The sequence below is a fragment of the Aulosira sp. FACHB-615 genome, assembly GCF_014698045.1.
Classification (GTDB): domain Bacteria; phylum Cyanobacteriota; class Cyanobacteriia; order Cyanobacteriales; family Nostocaceae; genus Nostoc_B.
The window spans coordinates 59,731-79,578 of sequence record NZ_JACJSE010000008.1 but is presented as its reverse complement, the minus strand read 5'-3'; the positions used below and the strand labels follow the sequence as shown (position 1 = coordinate 79,578).

The window sequence follows — 19,848 nt, the reverse complement described above, 5'->3', positions numbered from 1 at the left end:
AATTTCTGTAAATCTCTGGCATCAAGTATCAGGTATTGTGACTTTTGGCTTATTTTCATACAAATTTCAATTTTAATACTTAAAAGTTTAAGCATAATTGATTTTGCAGCCCAAAAATTATGATAGATTTTATTTACTCAAAATACTATTTAATCCACTTGATGACCATTCTTCAGATAGATGTTTTACTGGGGTGATAGTTAATAACATAAATATCGGCTAGAGTTGATGGTTTCAGTGCAGTCTATAAAATTATAAAATCATTATTTTCTCGAAAACTAAATATATTTTTTGACAAGTTTCCTATAATATAAGTCTCCTCATAACTAGGCAGGTAAAAGTGTTCTCTGAAAGGGTGCAGAAGTTAAATAATAAAGATGAAAGCGCGAAAGTCGTGCAGAAGCGCAGTCAAAAAAATGCAAGCGATCGCAAGTTAATTAATATAGCACGCCCAGCCGCTAATCATGAGCTAGAAGGGACAATGGTAAGTCAGCCAACTTACCAAATGCAGGCAATTTTGCCAAAGCTGGCGGATGTCTACTTTCGTATTGATCCCCAAGGCATTATCTTAGAATATCAAGCAAATAAACCTTATAATTTTCTCAATCAAACTAATATAGCTCCAGGTAAGCAATTATTCGAGTGCTTCCCAACATCTATTGCTATTCGTTTTCATCAAGCCATCAATCAAGTCCGGCAAACTCAATCGGTAGTTAGTTTTGCATATAGTTTGCATGTAGGCAACAATAAAGCTCATTGTGAAGCTCAATTGTTGCCAGTAGAATCAACCGAAATTATTGTGTTGTTGCGCGATATTACTCACATAGTCCAAGAAGCTTTTTTAGAGTGTGGTGATCATTTTCAGACTATTGTAGAAAATGCCAACAACATTATTTCTGCGGTTACCCCTGATGGTTTATTTTCTTATGTGTCGCCTAACTGGAGTGAAATTTTAGGGCATGAGGTGTCAGAAGTTGAAGGTCAGCCCTTTGCCTCTTTTGTACATCTCGAAGATTTATCAACTTGTACAGATTATTTCACCAAAGCTTTAATCACAGGTGAACAGCAAGATACGATTGAATATCGCGTCAAACATAAAAATGGCACATGGCGGTGGCACAGTTGCTACTTATCAGCCATCAAAGATACTACTGGTAGTATTATTTACTTTGTTGGTATTTGTCACGATATCACAGTCCGCAAACATGAAGAAATTCGCAGACAGAGGATAGAAAAAGCTTTAAGAAAATCAGAAGCCAAGTTTCGCACTAAAACTCAGCAGTTAGAAGAGACACTGCAAGAACTAAAACAAGCCCAGTCTCAACTCATTCAATCAGAAAAAATGTCGAGTTTGGGACAATTGGTGGCGGGTATTGCCCATGAAATCAATAACCCGGTGAATTTTATTTATGGCAATGTGAAATATGCCAATGATTATGTACAGGATTTATTTCATTTAATTGAACTTTATCAACAGCACTTTGTCCCCCGGACACCAGAAGCTCACCAAGAAATTAATACCATTGATTTAGATTTTATTCGCTATGATTTGCCTAAAGTTCTCGACTCGATGAATATTGGAGCCGAGCGTATTCGCCAGATTGTTTTATCTTTACGCAACTTCTCAAGAGTTGACGAAGAAGGCATGAAATTGGTGAATATTCACGAAGGGATTGATAATGCCTTGTTACTGTTGCAAAATCGCTTGAAATCCCAACCAGAATCTACGGGAATTGAAGTGATTAAAGAGTATGGTGATTTGCCACAGGTCATGTGTCATCCTGGACAGATGAATCAGGTATTTATGAGCCTGTTAACCAATGCCATTGATGCTTTAGCAGAAGTTACCATAACTCACCCACAAATTCAAATTCGTACCCAATTGCAAGCAAGCGATCGCATCAAAATTAGTATTACCGATAATGGCCCCGGAATCAATGCCAAAATCCGCGATCGCATCTTTGACCCCTTCTTTACCACTAAACCTGTAGGGAAAGGTACCGGGATGGGTTTATCCATCAGCTACCAAATTATCGTTAAAAAACACCGTGGGGAATTATATTGTGTTTGCATACCAGACGGAGGAACTGAGTTTGTCATTAGCATACCCACAAAAGTAATAGAAGAAGCTTAAATGTAAGCATTCAGAACTCAGTAGTCAGAATTTAAGAGTAATGAGCGCATAATTAATCTATTTCTTGAGAAGAATATAACTAAGGTTTAGGTGATGGGTCGCAATTAACTCCCAGGATTTATCATAGCGATCGCTCATCCTTATTCTTGTTGTTGTGCTTGGGTAATTGTAAAATTAACTTCCTGACCATAAGCAACCTCAAGTTGATAACCATCAGGATCACAAATAAACGCCCAGTAACCCACAGGCGCACCATAATCATGCGGCCCTTCTTGCAATAAACCTTCTGATTTTGCTTGCTGACACAGATAATCTACTTCCTCACGGCTTTTACAAGCTACGCCAATATGAAAGCCCGATGATGGTTGGCATTGTGACTTATCTAATTGCAGTAGCACAATTACAAATGGTCGAGTTAAATCACTAATCCAAGCAACTTCAAAATTATTAGTTTCATCAGTGCGGCGATGCACCACTTTCATACCAGCATACTTCTGATAAAAAGCAATGCTTTGATTGATGTCGGTTACTCCCAGTGCAATATGAGTCAAGCCAATATCTGCCATAAGTGATTCCCTGAACGCATCAAAAATCTCTTTGATTCTCCAGAATATCTAAAAAAGGTGGACTGGATAGACGCTATTCGTCAAGCACCTAACAAGGTGGCTCGTAGAGATGCGAATGTAGCGACACCAGATAATTGGATTCATTTCTTCTTGCAGTTTAAAACTGGTTTCAACTCTGGACAAGAATTCTTTAAAACTGACAATAAATATTTAATGTACAACATGGAGCTAAGCGGGTTCGAACCGCTGACCTCTGCAATGCCATTGCAGCGCTCTACCAACTGAGCTATAACCCCGTAAAGCCATTTTTTATTATGGCTGAATAATTTATCTTTTGTCAAGTCTGATGAATTATCTATATTAAATGGTTGTAAAAACCTAATCTAATACATCGTAATTTCTACGAGACTTGTAACAAGTAGGTCATACAGTGACCCATAAGAAAGTAAACTACTAACATCGCCGCCGCAGCTAGAGCTACTAATGTACCAGCCAGCATGAGCGAGAATTCTTTGTTTTCATAGGCTTTTTCCATTAAATGTAGTGACCATGCCACCAGTGCTACATCAAATAATAAAATAGGAATCAACATATTTCTTAATATTTATTAATACTTATAAATCAATATTAACATCGATTTTCAGAAGTGTAGTTAATTTCGGTGGCAGGTAGTGGGATTTTAATGTTATCTTTGGCGTTAAGAGTACAAACGTACTGGTATGGAGCGATCGCGCAAATAATGTTTAATTTCTGAAACGCTTAATTGCCCATAGTGTAGTAACGAAGCTAACAATGCAGCTTCGGCTTTGCCTTCAGTTACAGCTTGATAGATATGTTCACAATTGCCTGCTCCACCGGAGGCAATAACTGGAATTTGTACTAATTGAGCGATCGCTTTGGTTAACTCTAAGTCGTAACCGGCTTGAGTCCCATCTGCGTCCATACTTGTAACTAACAGTTCTCCTGCACCACGTTGTTCAACTTCAACCGCCCATTTTAGGGCATCTAAACCCGTGTTTTCCCTGCCGCCACGCACATACACATCCCAGCCGGGATTTTGGGGGTCTACTCTGCGTCTGGCATCAATGGCAACAACTATGCACTGATTACCAAAGCGATCGCTTGCCCGATTGATCAAGTCTGGGTCACGTACTGCCGCAGAGTTAATACTAACCTTGTCTGCTCCGGCTCGTAACAAAGCTTTAACATTTTCTAAGGTTTGAATGCCACCGCCTACAGTGAGTGGAATAAAGACCTGTTCAGCAGTCCGGTAAACAACATCCAGAATTATGCCTCGGTCTTCATGAGTGGCTGTAATATCCAGAAATACTAACTCATCTGCCCCAGCATCGTTGTAAACCTTCGCCAACTCCACAGGATCACCGGCATCTTTGAGATCAACAAAGTTAACTCCTTTTACAACCCGTCCCGCCTTCACATCCAAGCAAGGTAAGATTCTTTTAGACAACATAGTAAATTCTTAACTCCTTCTTTCATTGCCCGGAATTTAAATTTTAAATTGGTACGTGTATTCCCAAACCAAAATTTTCGCATCTGAGGTTTATTCTCAAGGATTGCGATATTGATGGCACTCAATCATTCCTCAAGTCACAATTAATTGCTGAATTATGGCGATAATCTCCTCAAAAAAACAGCCTCCAGAACCCAATAAAAAACCCAAGGAGCAACAAGAATCAGTCAAAGCATCTGCCGAAGAAAAAATTTTGCAACCCGAAGCCGTGTTGGACGAGCAAGGTAAGCAAGAAGAGAGTATCAGGCCGCAGCGATTTGCCGATTATATTGGGCAGAAAGATTTAAAGGATGTGCTAGAAATTGCCATCAAAGCCGCAAAATCACGAGGGGAAGTGCTGGATCACTTATTGTTATACGGCCCACCAGGTTTGGGTAAAACGACAATGGCAATGATTTTAGCATCAGAAATGGGGGTCAACTATAAAATTACGAGTGCGCCAGCGTTAGAACGCCCTAGAGATATTGTTGGGTTATTAGTTAACCTAAAACCCGGCGATATCATCTTCATCGACGAAATTCATCGTCTTTCGCGGATGACTGAGGAAATTCTCTATCCAGCTATGGAGGATTATCGCTTAGATATTACCATTGGCAAGGGTACCAGCGCCCGGATTAGAAGTTTGCCTTTGGCGAAGTTTACCTTGGTGGGAGCGACAACCCGCGTGGGTGCTTTGACTTCACCATTACGCGATCGCTTTGGCTTGGTGCAGAAGTTACGCTTTTATGAAGTAGAGGAACTGAGCCAAATCGTTCTCCGCAGTTCGCAGCTACTACAAACCAACGTTACACCAGATGGCGCAACAGAAATTGCCCGTCGTTCACGAGGTACACCACGTATTGCGAATAGATTACTCAAGCGAGTACGTGATTTCGCGGAAGTGAAAAAACAGCCAGAAATTACCGAAAGTGTCGCCGCAGAAGCACTCCATCTATTCCAAGTAGACCCATGCGGCTTAGATTGGACAGATAGGAAAATGCTCAGTGTGATTATTGAGCAGTTTAATGGTGGCCCAGTGGGTTTAGAAACTATCGCTGCCGCCACAGGTGAAGATCCGCAAACCATTGAAGAAGTTTACGAACCTTATCTGATGCAGATTGGTTATTTAAGCCGCACACCACGCGGTCGGATTGCAACTAAAGCTGCATATAAGCACATGAATTTTACGCCACCGAATGAGCAGTTATCTCTTTTGTGAAGGGAGAAAGTGCGATCGCCATTACGCTGTGGGGGATGTGGGATGATGCGATCGCAGACTAAAACAAACACATAGAATGGTTCATGCGCCGAGACTCAATCTTTTACCCTCCGGGTGCGCCACTTGCTTTAAGCGAGGGAACCTCGCCAACGCAGTGGCTTACAAACTCTTTCAACAATCCCCTAGTTTATTATTTGAACTATTGACAAATATCCCAAACAATGCAGGAGCGTATCGGTTTGATTCGGTAGCTGTCAAAGAACCGAAATTTGAAATCGATGGCGTATTTCTGCCTCCAGACAATGAAGGTGCTGGGGTTGTATATTTCTGTGAAGTACAATTTCAAAGAGACGAACAGCTTTATGAAAGGGTATTTGCAGAATCCTCGTTATATTTCTACCGCAATCGTCCCAGGTTCAGCGATTGGCAGGCTGTAATTATCTATCCATCGCGCAGTATTGAACAGAGTGATATTTATCCTCATCGTACCCTGCTAAATGGAGAACAAGTTCATCGGGTGTATTTAGACGAGTTAGGCGACATTCGTCAATTACCTTTATGGGTAGCGTTGATGGTACTGACCACAGTAGAACCAGAACAAGCACCAACAGAAGCCAGGTATTTGTTAACCAGAGCTAGTCAAGAAACATCCGAAAGGGCAAGCCGCGCCATAATAGAGATGATAACGACGATCATGGTGTACAAATTTGAAATCTTAAGTCGAGCCGAGGTAGAGTCGATGTTAGGAATAACGCTCCAAGAAACAAGAGTTTACCGTGAAATCAAAGAAGAAGGACGTGAGGAAGGACGAACAGAAGAAGCTGTTAGCTTGATTATCCGAATTTTAACTAAGCGGTTTGGCGAGTTATCAGAGGAAATGTATTTGTCAATTTCTTCTTTACCTTTACCTGTTCTGGAAGATTTGAGCGAAGCACTGTTAGATTTTGGTAGCCTTGCGGATGTGCAGGTTTGGTTAGAAGCGGTGGGAAAATAAACTAAAGGACTTACGCACTAAGATTGTATGTAGAAATTGGGTTTAGGGGTGTGAGGGTGTAAGGGTGTTGGATACATCAACCCTTGTGTACACCCTTAATTTTTTGTTTTTATGCTTACAAGTCGACGTAAATAAAAAGACCACACTTCGACGGCGCGGTAGTTGAATCTCGACACTTCTCCTACCGGAGACGCTACGCGAACGACAAGCTCAGTGCATCGCTTCGCTCGATTACCGCGAAGCCGAAACTCAGTGACCATCTGTAATTGCTAAAAAGCTCGTGGTATAAATATTCTTTCTTTTGCCTTTTGACCTTTTACTTTTGCCTTGTTTTACTAGCTTGCTGTCTGAGACAGTTTTCGCCATGATAAATTGTGGAATCTCCACCGCAGATAGACACAGGTAAACCCAGATGATTAAGTTAATTAGTGTTGTTCTTTGTGTGTTACTTGTGTTTGGCTGGGGTCAACCAGTCATGGCACAATCCCAACAACCCAACTTCACGCCAGAAGAAATACAACAAGGAGATGAGTGGGCAAATCAAGCGTTTGCAGCGACAAATAAGGGTGACTTTGCCACGGCTGAAAAATACTGGACAAAGATTATTGAGAAATTTCCCACCAATGCGGGTGCGTGGAGTAATCGCGGAAATTCGCGGGTGAGTCAAAATAAGCTGCAAGAGGCATTAGCAGACTACAACAAAGCTGTAGAATTGGCTCCGAATGTGACAGATCCTTATTTAAATCGGGGTACAGCTTTAGAAGGTTTGGGAAAATGGGATCAGGCGATCGCAGATTACAACCACGTTTTAGAATTAGATCCTAACGATGCAATGGCTTATAACAATCGCGGCAATGCCAAAGCAGGTTTAGGAAAATGGGACGATGCGATCGCAGATTATAAAAAGTCTACCGAAGTCGCCCCGAATTTTGCCTTTGCCCGTGCTAACTATGCGATCGCTTTATATGAAACTGGTCAAATAGAGCCAGCAATCCGCGAAATGAGAAATATTGCCCGGAAATATCCCAAATTTGCTGATGTGCGTGCCGCTTTAACCGCCGCTTACTGGGTAAACGGACAAAAAGGTGAAGCCGAAAGCAACTGGGTAGCCGCTTATGGCTTGGATAACCGTTACAAAGATATCAACTGGGTGAAAAATATCCGCCGATGGCCCCCTAGTATGGTGGCTGCTTTAGATAAGTTCTTGAAACTGGAATAATCAGGGAAGTCTAAAAATCACAAGCATTCTTCAGGCAGACAACTAAATTGTCTGCCAATTCTTCCATCGCATTTTGGCTAATTGCAGGTAGAGAAAATGCAAAGTTTAAATTCATTTTGCTGTCAAAAGTTGCCACAGCCAAAGTCACAACACCACCAAAAACACCCTGTACTGGCAAAAAGCTGATTTGTTCTAATTCCAATTGACCGTAAAATTTAGGAATTTTGACTTTGCCAATATTAGTTACAGAGACACTTGCAGGTGCTTGATTAGGTTTCTTCAGTAAGAATTTGAGTACCTGCTTGTACATCATAATGATGCTGAAGAGATGATCAGAATTTAACCCTGCGATGATAGTTTGTCTGACTTCCCGTGCTAAATCCCAGAAGGTTGTTTTGGTTGTGAGGGGATGAAATGAAGTGATGGACGAAAACAACACACCGAGATTATTTTCACTCACAAGCGATCGCAACCTTTGGCGCAAATCAACATGAGACCAACAATTTAACCAAATATCTTTCCTCTCGTAACCATAAATTTGATTAGCGACTGCAAACATTAACGCTGCACATAACGCGCCTTGTACTGTAGTTTTTTCCTGTCTGCAAAAATTCACTAACTTTTCTGTTAGTTCTTTGTCTAGTTGTCGGTGAACCAACCCACAACAACGAGATTCTATCGGGACACATTGCTCAAAATCTAGAGCTTTTGGTTGATACCATAACTGCTTAAATTGCAAATTTAATAACAAGAAAATGCCTTTGATTTTACCCCACCATCCCTGCATTGATTCTGGTAGCAGTTCTTGAATAGGTGGTAATACAGGTAAACTTTCAACAGAATTGATTAACTCTCCATCTGCGATTTTTTGACAATAAGTTAATATTTCTGAGTGCAGTTGGATGCTAGATAAACCGTCTGAGATAGCGTGGTGCAAGATTGTAATTAGATAATTTACATGATTCTCACTCGGCGATTTAACTAACACACATCTTCCTAAACCTGCATCACTCGCTATTTTTTCGTTCATTTCTGCAATCACAACCTCTTGCCAATGCTGGCTATTAACACTACGCAGAGGAATTTGAATTGCTCCTGTTTCAAAGCACAGACGATTTAGGGAATTAATAATCCGAGCATTTAACAGAGGATGACGTAACTGGACAATATCAAGAGCTTTTCTCAGGATTTCTTCGTCTAAACACCCAATAATTCGGCTAATTGTCACTACATTAAACGAACCACCAGTCTGATTAACTATTTCCAAGGCCTCCTCAATGGGAGTAAGTAGACGATTGACTGTCATAAATAACTAGATTTTGAACTATTGGGAATAAAAAGGAGTCAGAAGACAGAATTCAGGATTCTCCGCACATAAAGGGATGGAGTTGAAATGAAGAAGAAAGTTTGATTTCGATTTCGCCCACACGGGACGAGGATATCAAGCAATATTCATCACGCAGCAATGCACTCTCGCTTGTGGAAGTTTCATACAGAATTCCATACTGAATTCTGACTCCTGATTGCTGAATTCTTCTTCATAAATGCAGCATGAAGTAAAAAAGCGATCGCTTTCTCAGTTTAAGTATTCCCAATACCAACAAGTTTGTATTTCATCACGACAATAGTTCTGCTATTTTGGCTGGATTTAACTCTTCAACATTACTCACAACTATCGCGGCTCCAGCTTTTTGCAGATTTTCACTGTATGCTTGAGCGCGTGCGGCTGTTTCTTGGACGTGAGGCGGTAACACTCCAACACCAACCCAAGGACGATGCGGCTGCAATTCTCGCGCTTTCGTGACTGTATACATATCAGCCACAGTATCACCCACATAAATAACGGTGGTGTTGCTGGGTTCATTCTCCAACTTCTCAACAGTGGCAAACAACCCTGTCGGATCGGGTTTACCGGGTGCATCTTCCATTGCAATCAACACTGGCGATCGCAAACCCAAGCGTTTTTCTAAAATGAAATTAGCAGAACCACGGGTAGCACCACTAAAAAATCCCCAAGCAATATTAGCTTCAGTCAACTGCTGTAAATAATCTGAACTTAATAATAAAGGTTCATCACAAATATATCCCGTGAAATTATTCGGGTCTGGGCCACGATAACGGGCTTGAAAAAAAGTCACAATAGAGTTGTAGTCTAGCTGTTGTTGTTCTCTTGTCTTTCCTTGAGACTCAAAGTAACGGTAAATTAATTCTTGCGATGCTTCCCAATCGTTATTCCAAACGCCTTCAGACTTGAGTTGGTCAATATCTAACGGTGTGGGACGATATGCAGCGTTAGTAAAATACTCTACAGTATCAGCGATCGCGCGGCGATAAGAACCGCCGACATCGCGCACAACGCCATCAATATCAAAAACGACAATTGCTCGTGCTGAAGCTTGTGCAGTCATGGTTGCGTGGATCACAATTTAAACTTTTCCGATTTTAAATTGGATAAGCATCCTTGAAGAAGAATTCAGAATCAGCCGCATAGAATTTAATTGGAGAATTCTGGCTTCTGAGTCCTGAATTCTTTCGATAATTCCCCACTCCCCATTCCCTACTCCCTGAAAAGTTTGGTCATTCGGCTAGATATTAAGTTACAATAAGCAATCGCAAACTTAGTAAGCTATGCCCGGATGTATCCCGGAGGTGTGATTGACCAAGTTCATTCTAAAAATTCTTTGGTTGGAAGATAACGTTGCCCTAGCAGTTGACCAAGTTGTAGGTAAAGGTACCAGTCCCTTAACAAAGTACTTTTTCTGGCCCAGAAATGATGCTTGGGAAGAGTTAAAAAAGGAACTCGAATCCAAACACTGGATTACTGAGCTAGATCGCGTAGAATTGCTTAACAAAGCAACAGAAGTGATCAACTACTGGCAAGAGGAAGGTCGAAACCGTCCAATGGCAGAAGCTCAGTTGAAGTTCCCAGAAGTTGCTTTTACAGGTAGTGCTTGATACTGCACATTTAACTCCTTTGCTGTTTTACCCGAACAGTGCCAATCTTCCAAAATTTTTATAGGTTAGCATCGCTACCAGTTACCCAACAGCGATTTTTAAAACCGCCACAACCATACCTTGTTAGCTATTCTTTCAGGTAATGTGTGGGCGGTTTTGTCATTTGTATTTAACCAGAACTCATATCAAGTCCACTGCATTCCTGATGACATTATGACTTCAGTATAAAGAAATACGTTTTGGTTAAGCTATCGCTCCACCCAACAAAGTCTTAACTGAAATATATTAAGGTATAAGACAATACCTTTAAAATCAGAAAACTAAATCACCACCAAACCAACAAATAATGACTCTACAAAAAACGAAAGAATGATTTTGGAGGGGGTTTGGGGGACGCAACCGTCCCCCAATCGGGGGCTTGGGGGAGAATCCCCCAAATCTTACTCCTTGTCTGGTAGCTAGAGCAGAAATTAAGCAATCAACCCTCATCACCATTGAGCTATAAGGGTATGAGGATTTTGAAAACCTACACCCTTACAGAGGTCAAAATTCAAAAGTCAGAGAATTTTTGACTTGATTTTCCCCTATCCTCGCTTTCAGCCTATCTAACGACACTGACGATATTTGATGTGATACACCAATCCCCGGTGAGCCAAGTCGAAGGAGTCAACAGTCGCCATACCTGCTCCATTAGCAGTCATCGCTGCATTGACACGCATATTTACACTATCGCCACAGCGTGACCACACATCAGCAACAGTCACTAACTGATCTCGAACGTTGTAGTCAGTTTCGCCACGAAATGTCCGAGATAAAACAGGGCCACGTTGACCAGCAAAAAAGTATTCGGCTCTAAGTCTCCCAGTGGTACTAGGAGCGACATAGCCACGGTAATCAGCATCATAGAGAGAAATTTGGAATCCTTGAGGCACTTTAATTGGAATGCTCAAATTACAACTTTTACGCCTTTCTGATGATTGATTTCCTAAAGCAATAAACTGATCGAAGAGAATACTTAACTCTTGACCATCAGGACTCACATTTACACTAGCAGAACCTTCAGGACAACCATTACCACCATATTCTGCACCCAGAATCTCAACTTTGTCAGCAGCAAAAGCAGGGCCAACAGAAGCTGTAATTAGTACTGCACCTGCAAAAAAAGATTTTGCCAAGTTGATAGATGTTTTCCTGATATTTTGAATGTTCATAACTCACCTCAGTTGAGTAATTAGAAATTATTAGGAACTAGATTTGTGATTGTAATTTTCGGTAAATATTTTCCATAAAATCTGTGATCACCATCTCTATTCCTGAAAAATTGCAATACAAAATTCATGGCAGATTTTGAAAAAAATGCCACAAAAAATTGCCAAAAGTATTTACAAAAATACTTTCGTGAGTACTCACAAGCTACTATTTATTAGCAGCGTGAATAGCTGTATTGCCTGAATTGCAATACTTATGAGACATCATCTGCAAATCTAAAAGCAGTAATTTAAGACTATGAGTTTTACTTATAGCCTCATATCTGCTGTCTCCGCAGAAGACTGTCAATTGAATTTCAGAGTTCCATTTATCTGTGGTGATACCAAAACCCTAATATTTATCAATTGGTATCTTGCTTGGCTTATTTACATCGACTGTATTTCTTTACTGTTAGTTCCCAACAATTTTCATCGTCAGGCAACAATTTTCATTACTTAATAATTTGGAATATGGATGAGTTCGGTTTGCTTTCTAAATTTACTTGTGTAGTTAGAGAGTAGGAAAAAAGCCTTATCTAAGTTCACTGATTTTTCCCAAATCAAATATTAGTTCTATATAACTTCAGGACTTACGTAAGTGTCGCAATTGGTGGTTAGTGCGTGACGCTATAAATCTGATGACTACGTTAAAATCTTCTCGTTGCGTCACACACCCTACAGAAAAAATATGCTAGTTGCGTAAGTCCTAAACTTATAGAAACAAATGATAGTATGTAAATTAACTTACTAAATATACACTGATTGTTGTATAACTCACTTCATTAAAATCATGCCTTAGAAATGATTACTGTTAATAATGTAGTCATAAAAATTGCTATTTTTATTGATAAATTACGTAATAAAAGGGTGTAGGTGTTCAAAACCCTTACACCCTTACACCCAGTTTCAACAGAGAATTTTACTGAGCTGTCACCAAGTAAGGTGAGGTTATTGGTTGAGCGCGTCCAGCATTAACGAGGGCTTGGTAGACAAAAGCTGCTACTTCGGCTCTGGTTGCTTGCCGATTAGGATCAAGCTGTTTAACGGTAGGATAGTTAATTACTAATTGGCGGACAGTGGCTGCTGCAACTGGGCCAGTTGCATAATTAGGAATTTGCGCCGCATCATTGTAGAAATTCAGCACGTTTTGATTATTGGCGGTTAAGCCTAAACCATTGGCTAGGGCTACTAGTGCTTGTACTCTGGGAATTTGTTGCTGTGGTTTAAATGTACCATCAGGGTAGCCTGAAACAAATTGGCTTTGATAAGCGGATCTAATTGCAGCGAAAGCCCAAAAATTGCTAGGAACGTCTTGAAAGGTGATGGCGCTACGTTTAGCGGTGGGATTTAAAGCTTTAGTAATAATTGTGGCAAACTGGGCGCGAGTTACAGGGTCATTGGGTTTAAATGTGCCATCTGGGAACCCAGCAATAATATTTTGTGCGGCTAAAGCTTCAATGTAGCTTTTTGCCCAAAAATTGCTCGGTACATCTTTAAAGGCCACAGCGCCGCCTGTTGGTGGTTCGACTGTGGCTGCTACAAAGTCTACTTGACCAAAGATTTTTTTCTGATCAACATCATTACCAACAGCCACAATGGTGTTAGTTTTTGTGGCGTTGTTTACGTCATAACGAGTATTACCACGAATCAGATTACCACCAGGATTTTCGTTTGTACCCAAGTCTGGTTGAGCAGTGGTAATGGCGACTACACCATCTCGCTTATTACTTTGAATGACATTCTTGCGGAGTACGGGTTTAGCGGAGTCGGAGATAAATAGACCATCTTGGTTTTGAATGATTTGGTTTCCTTCTACTAAAGTTGTGGAAGTTCCACCGATCGCTAAACCAAAACCTGTATCCTGAAATAAGTTATTTCTGACTACACCCTGAGCGGCTCTGGCAATAGAAACCCCATTACCTTTGTTCTGCACAAAGATATTGCCTTCAATTCTGGGATTTCCTGTACCCGTGACAAATACGCCTTCTCGACCATTAGCGGTAAAAGTGTTGTTTTGAATCACCGGGTTAGTAGATTCTACCCAAATACCTGTACCGCGTTGAGTCGGGTTAGTCACGGTGACACCTGCGATCGCGCTGTTGTTGTCAGCTAAAATGGTAATTTCTTGTCTCGCAAATGTGCGGCTGGTGTAATAGCCTGCTCCAGTAATAATTATCCCTTGACCTTTGCTGGCTTCGTCACCTTGTAACGTCACCCCTGATTTGATTAACAGTGGAAATGTTTCTCCAGTTTCTTGGTTATAATTTCCTGGCGCAAGTCGAATAATTGTACTTGGTTGAGCTTGGGTGAGTGCAAAGCTAATAGTTTTGTATGGTGCGGCTGCTGTTGCACCTGCACTTGCATTGTCTTGACCTGTTGCTGGGTTGACATAAATTACTTTTGCTGCTGCTGGTGCTTGCGCTATCACACTGGGCGAAGCACCGCCATTTGCTGTCCCTATCAATAATGTCGAACCAGTTGCAGCTAATAATAAAGCTGTCAGTCCGGCTTTTAAGGATAAATTCAATTTCAGGTTTCTTCCAGAAAACGAGTAAATACTTTTGATGGAAGAAAAATGAAAACCTTGATATTTCATTTTTGTGTCTGTAATGTGCTGAATTATAGTTGGCTAAGAAGGGTTAGATGTGACAGCTATCTAGCTGTCCATCCCCAGCAAAACTATAACGGATGACTAGCAAATAATCCCCTATGTTTCGCAATCAGACACGTAAATAAACAATTGTAAAATCGTGAAAATTCCAGATTTGCCAAAGAAAGTTAGTCCTCTTGGCGGTACAGTGCTAGACTAAGGAGTATATCCCCACTAGGGATCACCAAAAAACAAGAATGTTAAGTCAGGTAGAAATTTTCTCTGGTTCTATCAGTGAAAGAGCAGAAAAAGTTTCTTAGCACTACTATCAACAACCTCTTCCTATTTGTGCAAGTAAAAATAACTGCCTTGAGGAGTGCGATCGCATTCATTTATTCTGGTGGCAGCATTCTAGAGAATAACTGGGTATTAGAAGCGAAGCAAATGCTGTTGTTACAAGTGCTGATGTTTTGTGGTGCTGCTTACTAAATCAAAGTTCCCGACTCTACATCACGGTTGCTGCTTTGTGTAAGACCGCAACTTTATACAAGGGTTAAGAACAGCATAAAAATTGCATTTTAAATGATATCCATTCACACTGTTGAGAATGCAATTAGTTTAGTCATCGAGAATTTTGCATAAATCCTGACTAAAAGTTGACAAAAAGCAGTAAATTGGTTTCTGTAGCTTAGTAAATTGCTTAAGTTAAGGGGAAGCTGTTCTGAAAAATCGGCTTGAGTGCTGATAGTTAAGCAAAACTGCTAAAGTTTGGCTGGGAAAATTCATCATTCCCAGATAAATAGCTAGGTATGAACATATCTAGTTCATTGAGAGCCGCCTGAGTGCAAACCACCAAAGCTAACTTGAGTTGTATAAAAGTTTTCACCAATTAACTCTGCTCCTACATTGTGGTAAGACTTGTATACGCACTTATACTTATACCAAGTGGCAAAATGATTGTGACAGATAGATTGCTGAACAGCTTACCAATCAAATCTTCCCCAATCCAAAATCCAAAATGGTATAACAGGTAGGTTGTTGATTGAGCAGCAAGTTAGTTAAAAAGAAAGCAAAAATTGAAAAAAAGGTGTATCTTACATCCAAAACTTAGGGCGGGTAGGAGTATGAAAAATCTAAAATAGATATTAAATTGATAAAAACAACGACCATCGACAACCGTTAGTCAATTTCATCTTCTGCAAAGCGTTGCCAGGTTGTTACCAGTGCTGAAACACGATTACATGCAAGTTTCCCAGGATCAGCCTAATTATTTTGAGGCTCCTCTACAGTTGTTGCTGTTTGTCGATGGCAGACCCCAGTCTCGACAACAGGTACAGCGAATACGCTCTTACTTAAAAGAGTTGCAGGCAGAGTATCACTTTGAAGTCCAAATTATTGATGTCGGTCAACAACCGTATCTAGCCGAACATTTTAAGTTAGTAGCTACGCCAGCGTTGATTAAAATTCATCCAGAACCAAGGCAAGTTCTGGCTGGAAGTAATATTATTGCTCAATTAAAAAACTGGTGGCCGCGTTGGCAAACTGCTGTAGACGCTTATTTAAAATTGCAAGAAGATTTTCAAGAACGTATCGATGAAAATAGTCGGGTATCACCACCCAAATCAACAATTAATTCTGTTGCTGTTTCCGCCGAACTGATTAAACTTTCTGATGAAATCTTTCATTTGAAACAAGAAAAGGAAAAACTTCAGGAGCAATTACAGTTCAAAGATCGAGTCATAGCGATGTTGGCTCATGACTTGCGGAATCCTTTAACGGCGGCAGCGATCGCTATTGAAACACTGCAATCTAATTACAATATAGAATCAGGCAGCTTTCAACGTCTCAAGCCAGCTATGGCCGCCCATTTGTTAAAACAAGCTCGGACTCAAACCAAGTTAATTGACCGCTTAATTGCTGATTTGTTGCAGGTAGGCAGAGGCAGTGATAAAGAGTTTCCAATTATACCGCAAAAAATTGAACTTGGACAACTTTGTTTAGAAGTGTTAGAGGAATTAGGCGATCGCTACACCGCCAAATCCCAAACCCTAGAAACAGATATTCCCTCAGACCTGCCTTGCGTCTATGCCGATCCAGAACGCATTCGCCAAGTCGTCGTCAACCTCTTGGATAATGCTATCAAATATACACCAGTAGGCGGTAAAATTACTGTTGCCGGCTTGCACCGCACCACCCAAAAAGTGCAGTTTAGCGTGGGCGATACTGGCCCTGGTATTCCCGCCGAAAGTCGTGAATTAATTTTTGAGAACCACTTCCGCCTGCAAAGAGATGAAGGTACTGACGGATATGGCATTGGTTTGTGTTTATGCCAGCGAATTATTCGGGCGCATTACGGTCAAATTTGGGTAGATTCTACACCTAACGGTGGAGCCTGGTTTCACTTTACGTTGCCTGTTTATCCGTTTTAGGGCTGAGTGTTGAGTGGTATTAGACAAGGGAGAGGGGGGAGACAAGGGAGAGGGGGGAGACAAGGGAGAGAGGGGAGACAAGGGAGAAGAAATATAGTTTCCACCTTGTCCACCTTATCCACCTTGTCCCCTCGTCCCCCTCGTCCCTTTCCCAAATTTTACGAACATTGTTTAGCAGACGATGGGTCGCCAATGGGATGTAAGTCAGCTTCCCAGATGCTGATATAAATAAAATCACAATTCTGGCGGACAACTTGTCCTTTCACAGAACCTAAATTAAAACTGAAATCATCTTTTTGACGCTGCTGGAGTTGTGTGAGTTTTTGCTGAATTTCGGGAGTGACTCGACCGTTTAGCATTCCACTTAAAGTATTTTGCATCACTTGTGGGTCTACAGATTGAGCAAATGCGGCTTCAGTTTGCACCAACCTGCCAGAATTACGGTCGAATAAATAGCCCAAGTCGATTTGATTTGGGACGACTTTGTAAGTGACAGCGCGAGTATCACCCCACAAACCTCTGAAATCCCTTTTGGGTCTGCCGAGAGTTGCTTCTACGGTGCTTCTGTCTGTCCCTGTAGGGAATGCGGGAACGCTTTGACGGCTAGTGGTACTAACTTTTTTTGATTTATTTGGTTTTTCTGGCTCTACCGGGGGTGCTTCTGGTGTGGGACTGGCTGTGGGTTGAGAATCAGTTGTGGTTGGGGAATTGTCAGGTTCTGAATTTACAGGTTGCTCATTGGTGATGACTGGAGATTCTGGAGATTCATTTGGAGAGTTAGAATCTGTTGTGCCATTGTTGGCGGATAAAGTATCTGAATTGATTGGTGGCTGTGGGGAAGTGCTAGGTGTAGACAAAAATGGGGTGGCTGGTGGCTCTTGGGGTTCTGAAGATGAAATTGGAGATGATGGAGAGTCGGAATTGTTGGTGATGGGTGCTTGCGACTGTTGGGGACGGGTTAAGCGAGCTAGTCCTATCCCAGTCATTAAACCAAAGGCGATTAAACCACCAAATATCCAAATTGGTTTTTGAGAATTTTGCGGTGAAATTTTTGGGGGAGGAGAAACAGCTTGGGTTTGTTGAGTTGATGGGAGTTCGGTTGGACGAGGATTGATAGTAGGGGATGGAGGCAGATTAGCTGTAGAGTTTAAAGCATAAAGCATTTTACTAGCCGTACTGTAGCGATCGCTCGCCTGGGGTTTAATTGCCTGATTCAGCACCATTGCTAGTTGGGGTGACACTGGCGGCGCATAATTTTGCCAGAGAATTTCCCCGGTTTGTTGATGTGTGGGTAATTCTGAAGGCTGTTTCCCAGTCAAAAGATAAATCGCTGTTAAACCCAAACTGTAAATATCTGTAGCGTAAACAGGCCGCCCAATTGCTTGTTCACTCGGCATGTATCCTGGTGTACCAATCACCATTGATTGTGTTGGATATCCTGGTTTAACTGCTACTGTGCGGATGGTTTCTTTGACTGCACCAAAATCAATCAACACAGGCTTGCTATCAACAGAGCGCAGAATAATATTATCTGGTTTGATGTCACGATGAATGATGCCCTTGCTATGCACATAATCCAACACCGATAGCAGACTCAAGAGAATTTCTCGGACTATGGTTTCACTTTGGCATCCTTTCGTTTCGACAACATGAGTTAACGTTGCACCGTGAATCCATTCTTGTACCAGATAAAACAGCCCATTTTCCGAAAAATAAGCATGGAGTCGAGGAATTTGGTCACTACTTTCGCCCAGATACTCTAACGTGGCTGCTTCCCTTTCAAAACGTTGCTGAATCAAGGCGTAGGTTTGAGGATCATTGGCAATTGGTTTTAATTGCTTAATCACACAGCGACGGCGAGAAGGCATGTGGGTATCTTCTGCCAAAAAGGTTTCCCCAAATCCACCAGCACCGAGTACCTGGATAACTTGATAGCGATTATTCAGCAGAATAGATGTCATGAACAGTTCAATATGTCCGCCATATTTAAATGTACATCACGATGCCAAAACAAATAATGTTCCCTTGTGGGATTGTGAGAGTGTATATAAAATAAACCTGGGCTGGGATGAATTATGGCTTTACAGCAGCCACAAATTATTTTTGATGGTGCTGTGCTAGGTGCTTTTAACTGCTATGGCAAAAGATAGATTTCATTATATTGTCAGAAACGCTTTAGAAAAAGACGGTTGGAAGATTACTGCTGACCCTTATGAAATTAATGTAGATGATGTAGATTTTGAGATTGATTTAGCAGCAGAACAGCTTTTAGCAGCAGAACAAGAGGGCAGAAAAATAGCAGTGGAGATTAAAAGTTTTCTGAGTCCCTCGAATGTCTCTGATTTTCATACTGCGTTGGGGCAGTTTTTAAACTATCGAGATGCTTTAGATCAAATTGAACCAGAACGCCAACTATATTTGGCAGTTCGTTTACCAATTTATGAAAGTTTTTTTCAACGAAGGTTTATTGCTGTATCTGTTAAAAAATATCAGTTACGACTGATTATTTATGATGTACAAGCTGAGGTGATTTCTCAATGGCTGTAGAACAATATCGCCAATACATCGAACATCTTCTTTCTGAAAGACAACAACGAGCCGCAATTCAACAAAAATTGACGGCCGAAGAGTATGAAGTGCAAACAATTTTTGACGAACGGCAAGACCATTATCAATTACTGTATGTTGGTTGGCGAGGTAATCAACGCGATTTTGGCTGTATTTTACATCTTGATATTAAAGATGGCAAAATTTGGATTCAACATGATGGCACTGAAGAAGGAATTGCCAATCGATTGGTAGAAATGGGAGTACCAAAGCAAGATATTATTTTGGCTTTTCATGAGCCATACATTCGTCAGTTTACTGAGTTTGGTACAACTTAAATTAGAGCGATCGCATTTAAAATCAGGATAATCTCCTTTCTTAGAACAATGGGATATTTCTCTTCCTGGAATTGTCTATGCGATCGCCCTAATTTTTCTT

19 protein-coding genes and 1 tRNA gene are annotated in these 19,848 nt (G+C 41.0%); 10 read left to right on the top strand and 10 right to left on the bottom strand.

From position 1 onward, the window contains the following. Positions 1-340: 340 nt before the first annotated feature. Entirely contained in the window at positions 341-2,134 is a 1,794-nt protein-coding gene (locus tag H6G77_RS15385; RefSeq protein ID WP_313954504.1) for an ATP-binding protein, read from the top strand. Positions 2,135-2,274: 140 nt separating this feature from the next. Here the strand turns inward: H6G77_RS15385 and H6G77_RS15380 are convergent, their stop codons facing one another. From H6G77_RS15380 to hisF, 4 genes are all read right to left on the bottom strand, one after another. After that, a complete protein-coding gene (locus tag H6G77_RS15380; RefSeq protein WP_190589184.1) occupies positions 2,275-2,700 on the bottom strand; it encodes a VOC family protein in 426 nt (141 codons plus the stop codon). Positions 2,701-2,923: 223 nt separating this feature from the next. Continuing rightward, positions 2,924-2,996: transfer RNA gene (locus tag H6G77_RS15375), tRNA-Ala, on the bottom strand. A 104-nt stretch (positions 2,997-3,100) separates the two neighbouring features. Then, positions 3,101-3,292, bottom strand: coding sequence for a hypothetical protein (locus H6G77_RS15370; RefSeq protein WP_015113328.1), 192 nt, complete (start codon positions 3,290-3,292; stop codon positions 3,101-3,103). A gap of 105 nt (positions 3,293-3,397) precedes the next feature. Then, positions 3,398-4,171 carry an imidazole glycerol phosphate synthase subunit HisF gene (gene hisF, locus H6G77_RS15365; protein ID WP_190589180.1) on the bottom strand — a complete coding sequence of 258 codons (774 nt, stop codon included), beginning with the start codon at positions 4,169-4,171 and terminating at the stop codon, positions 3,398-3,400. A 157-nt stretch (positions 4,172-4,328) separates the two neighbouring features. On the opposite strand from hisF, the gene ruvB reads away from it, so the two are divergent. The 3 genes from ruvB to H6G77_RS15350 all read left to right on the top strand — a co-directional run bounded on the left by ruvB (position 4,329) and on the right by H6G77_RS15350 (position 7,642). Then, positions 4,329-5,429, top strand: a complete 1,101-nt coding sequence (gene ruvB, locus H6G77_RS15360) for a Holliday junction branch migration DNA helicase RuvB (RefSeq protein ID WP_190589178.1) — start codon at positions 4,329-4,331, stop codon at positions 5,427-5,429. Positions 5,430-5,583: 154 nt separating this feature from the next. Next, complete coding sequence (locus H6G77_RS15355) at positions 5,584-6,423, top strand: Rpn family recombination-promoting nuclease/putative transposase (protein WP_313954503.1); 840 nt, start codon at positions 5,584-5,586, stop codon at positions 6,421-6,423. A 412-nt stretch (positions 6,424-6,835) separates the two neighbouring features. Further along, positions 6,836-7,642 (top strand): tetratricopeptide repeat protein, encoded by an 807-nt coding sequence (locus tag H6G77_RS15350; RefSeq protein WP_190672892.1) that lies wholly within the window; start codon positions 6,836-6,838, stop codon positions 7,640-7,642. Between the two features lie 10 nt (positions 7,643-7,652). Here the strand turns inward: H6G77_RS15350 and H6G77_RS15345 are convergent, their stop codons facing one another. Next, positions 7,653-8,948: a phthiocerol/phthiodiolone dimycocerosyl transferase family protein gene (locus H6G77_RS15345; RefSeq protein ID WP_190871998.1), complete on the bottom strand. Its 1,296-nt coding sequence runs from the start codon at positions 8,946-8,948 to the stop codon at positions 7,653-7,655. 310 nt (positions 8,949-9,258) lie between these two features. Then, the gene (locus H6G77_RS15340) at positions 9,259-10,050 is read right to left on the bottom strand and encodes a TIGR01548 family HAD-type hydrolase (RefSeq protein WP_190871997.1); all 792 of its coding nucleotides are present in this window, start codon (positions 10,048-10,050) and stop codon (positions 9,259-9,261) included. Positions 10,051-10,297: 247 nt separating this feature from the next. Here H6G77_RS15340 and H6G77_RS15335 point away from each other — a divergent pair, with 247 nt between their 5' ends. Then, complete coding sequence (locus tag H6G77_RS15335; protein ID WP_015113334.1) at positions 10,298-10,597, top strand: 30S ribosomal protein PSRP-3; 300 nt, start codon at positions 10,298-10,300, stop codon at positions 10,595-10,597. Positions 10,598-11,202: 605 nt separating this feature from the next. Here the strand turns inward: H6G77_RS15335 and H6G77_RS15330 are convergent. Then, on the bottom strand, positions 11,203-11,808 hold the full coding sequence (locus H6G77_RS15330; RefSeq protein ID WP_190871996.1) for a DUF4360 domain-containing protein: 606 nt from the start codon (positions 11,806-11,808) through the stop codon (positions 11,203-11,205). 955 nt (positions 11,809-12,763) lie between these two features. Beyond that, entirely contained in the window at positions 12,764-14,440 is a 1,677-nt protein-coding gene (locus H6G77_RS15325) for a DUF1565 domain-containing protein (RefSeq protein WP_190871995.1), read from the bottom strand. Between the two features lie 342 nt (positions 14,441-14,782). On the opposite strand from H6G77_RS15325, the gene H6G77_RS15320 reads away from it, so the two are divergent. After that, positions 14,783-14,923: a hypothetical protein gene (locus tag H6G77_RS15320; RefSeq protein ID WP_190589165.1), complete on the top strand. Its 141-nt coding sequence runs from the start codon at positions 14,783-14,785 to the stop codon at positions 14,921-14,923. Positions 14,924-15,182: 259 nt separating this feature from the next. Here the strand turns inward: H6G77_RS15320 and H6G77_RS15315 are convergent, their stop codons facing one another. Continuing rightward, on the bottom strand, positions 15,183-15,320 hold the full coding sequence (locus H6G77_RS15315; RefSeq protein ID WP_190589163.1) for a hypothetical protein: 138 nt from the start codon (positions 15,318-15,320) through the stop codon (positions 15,183-15,185). A 337-nt stretch (positions 15,321-15,657) separates the two neighbouring features. On the opposite strand from H6G77_RS15315, the gene H6G77_RS15310 reads away from it, so the two are divergent. Then, positions 15,658-16,863: a histidine kinase gene (locus tag H6G77_RS15310; RefSeq protein WP_190589161.1), complete on the top strand. Its 1,206-nt coding sequence runs from the start codon at positions 15,658-15,660 to the stop codon at positions 16,861-16,863. 158 nt (positions 16,864-17,021) lie between these two features. On the opposite strand, the gene H6G77_RS15305 is transcribed toward H6G77_RS15310, so the two are convergent. After that, positions 17,022-18,824, bottom strand: a complete 1,803-nt coding sequence (locus H6G77_RS15305; protein ID WP_190871994.1) for a serine/threonine-protein kinase — start codon at positions 18,822-18,824, stop codon at positions 17,022-17,024. Between H6G77_RS15305 and H6G77_RS15300 the strand changes: the two genes are divergently transcribed. From H6G77_RS15300 to H6G77_RS15290, 3 genes are read left to right on the top strand one after another with little or no spacing between them, the layout of a single operon-like run. Continuing rightward, on the top strand, positions 18,823-18,984 hold the full coding sequence (locus tag H6G77_RS15300) for a hypothetical protein (RefSeq protein WP_190871993.1): 162 nt from the start codon (positions 18,823-18,825) through the stop codon (positions 18,982-18,984). The two genes, H6G77_RS15305 and H6G77_RS15300, sit on opposite strands and share 2 nt — an antisense overlap. A gap of 15 nt (positions 18,985-18,999) precedes the next feature. Next, positions 19,000-19,410: a XisH family protein gene (locus H6G77_RS15295; RefSeq protein WP_190871992.1), complete on the top strand. Its 411-nt coding sequence runs from the start codon at positions 19,000-19,002 to the stop codon at positions 19,408-19,410. Beyond that, positions 19,401-19,748 carry a XisI protein gene (locus H6G77_RS15290; RefSeq protein ID WP_190589155.1) on the top strand — a complete coding sequence of 116 codons (348 nt, stop codon included), beginning with the start codon at positions 19,401-19,403 and terminating at the stop codon, positions 19,746-19,748. Before H6G77_RS15295 ends, H6G77_RS15290 begins: the two co-directional genes overlap by 10 nt. The last annotated feature ends 100 nt before the right edge of the window (positions 19,749-19,848 follow it).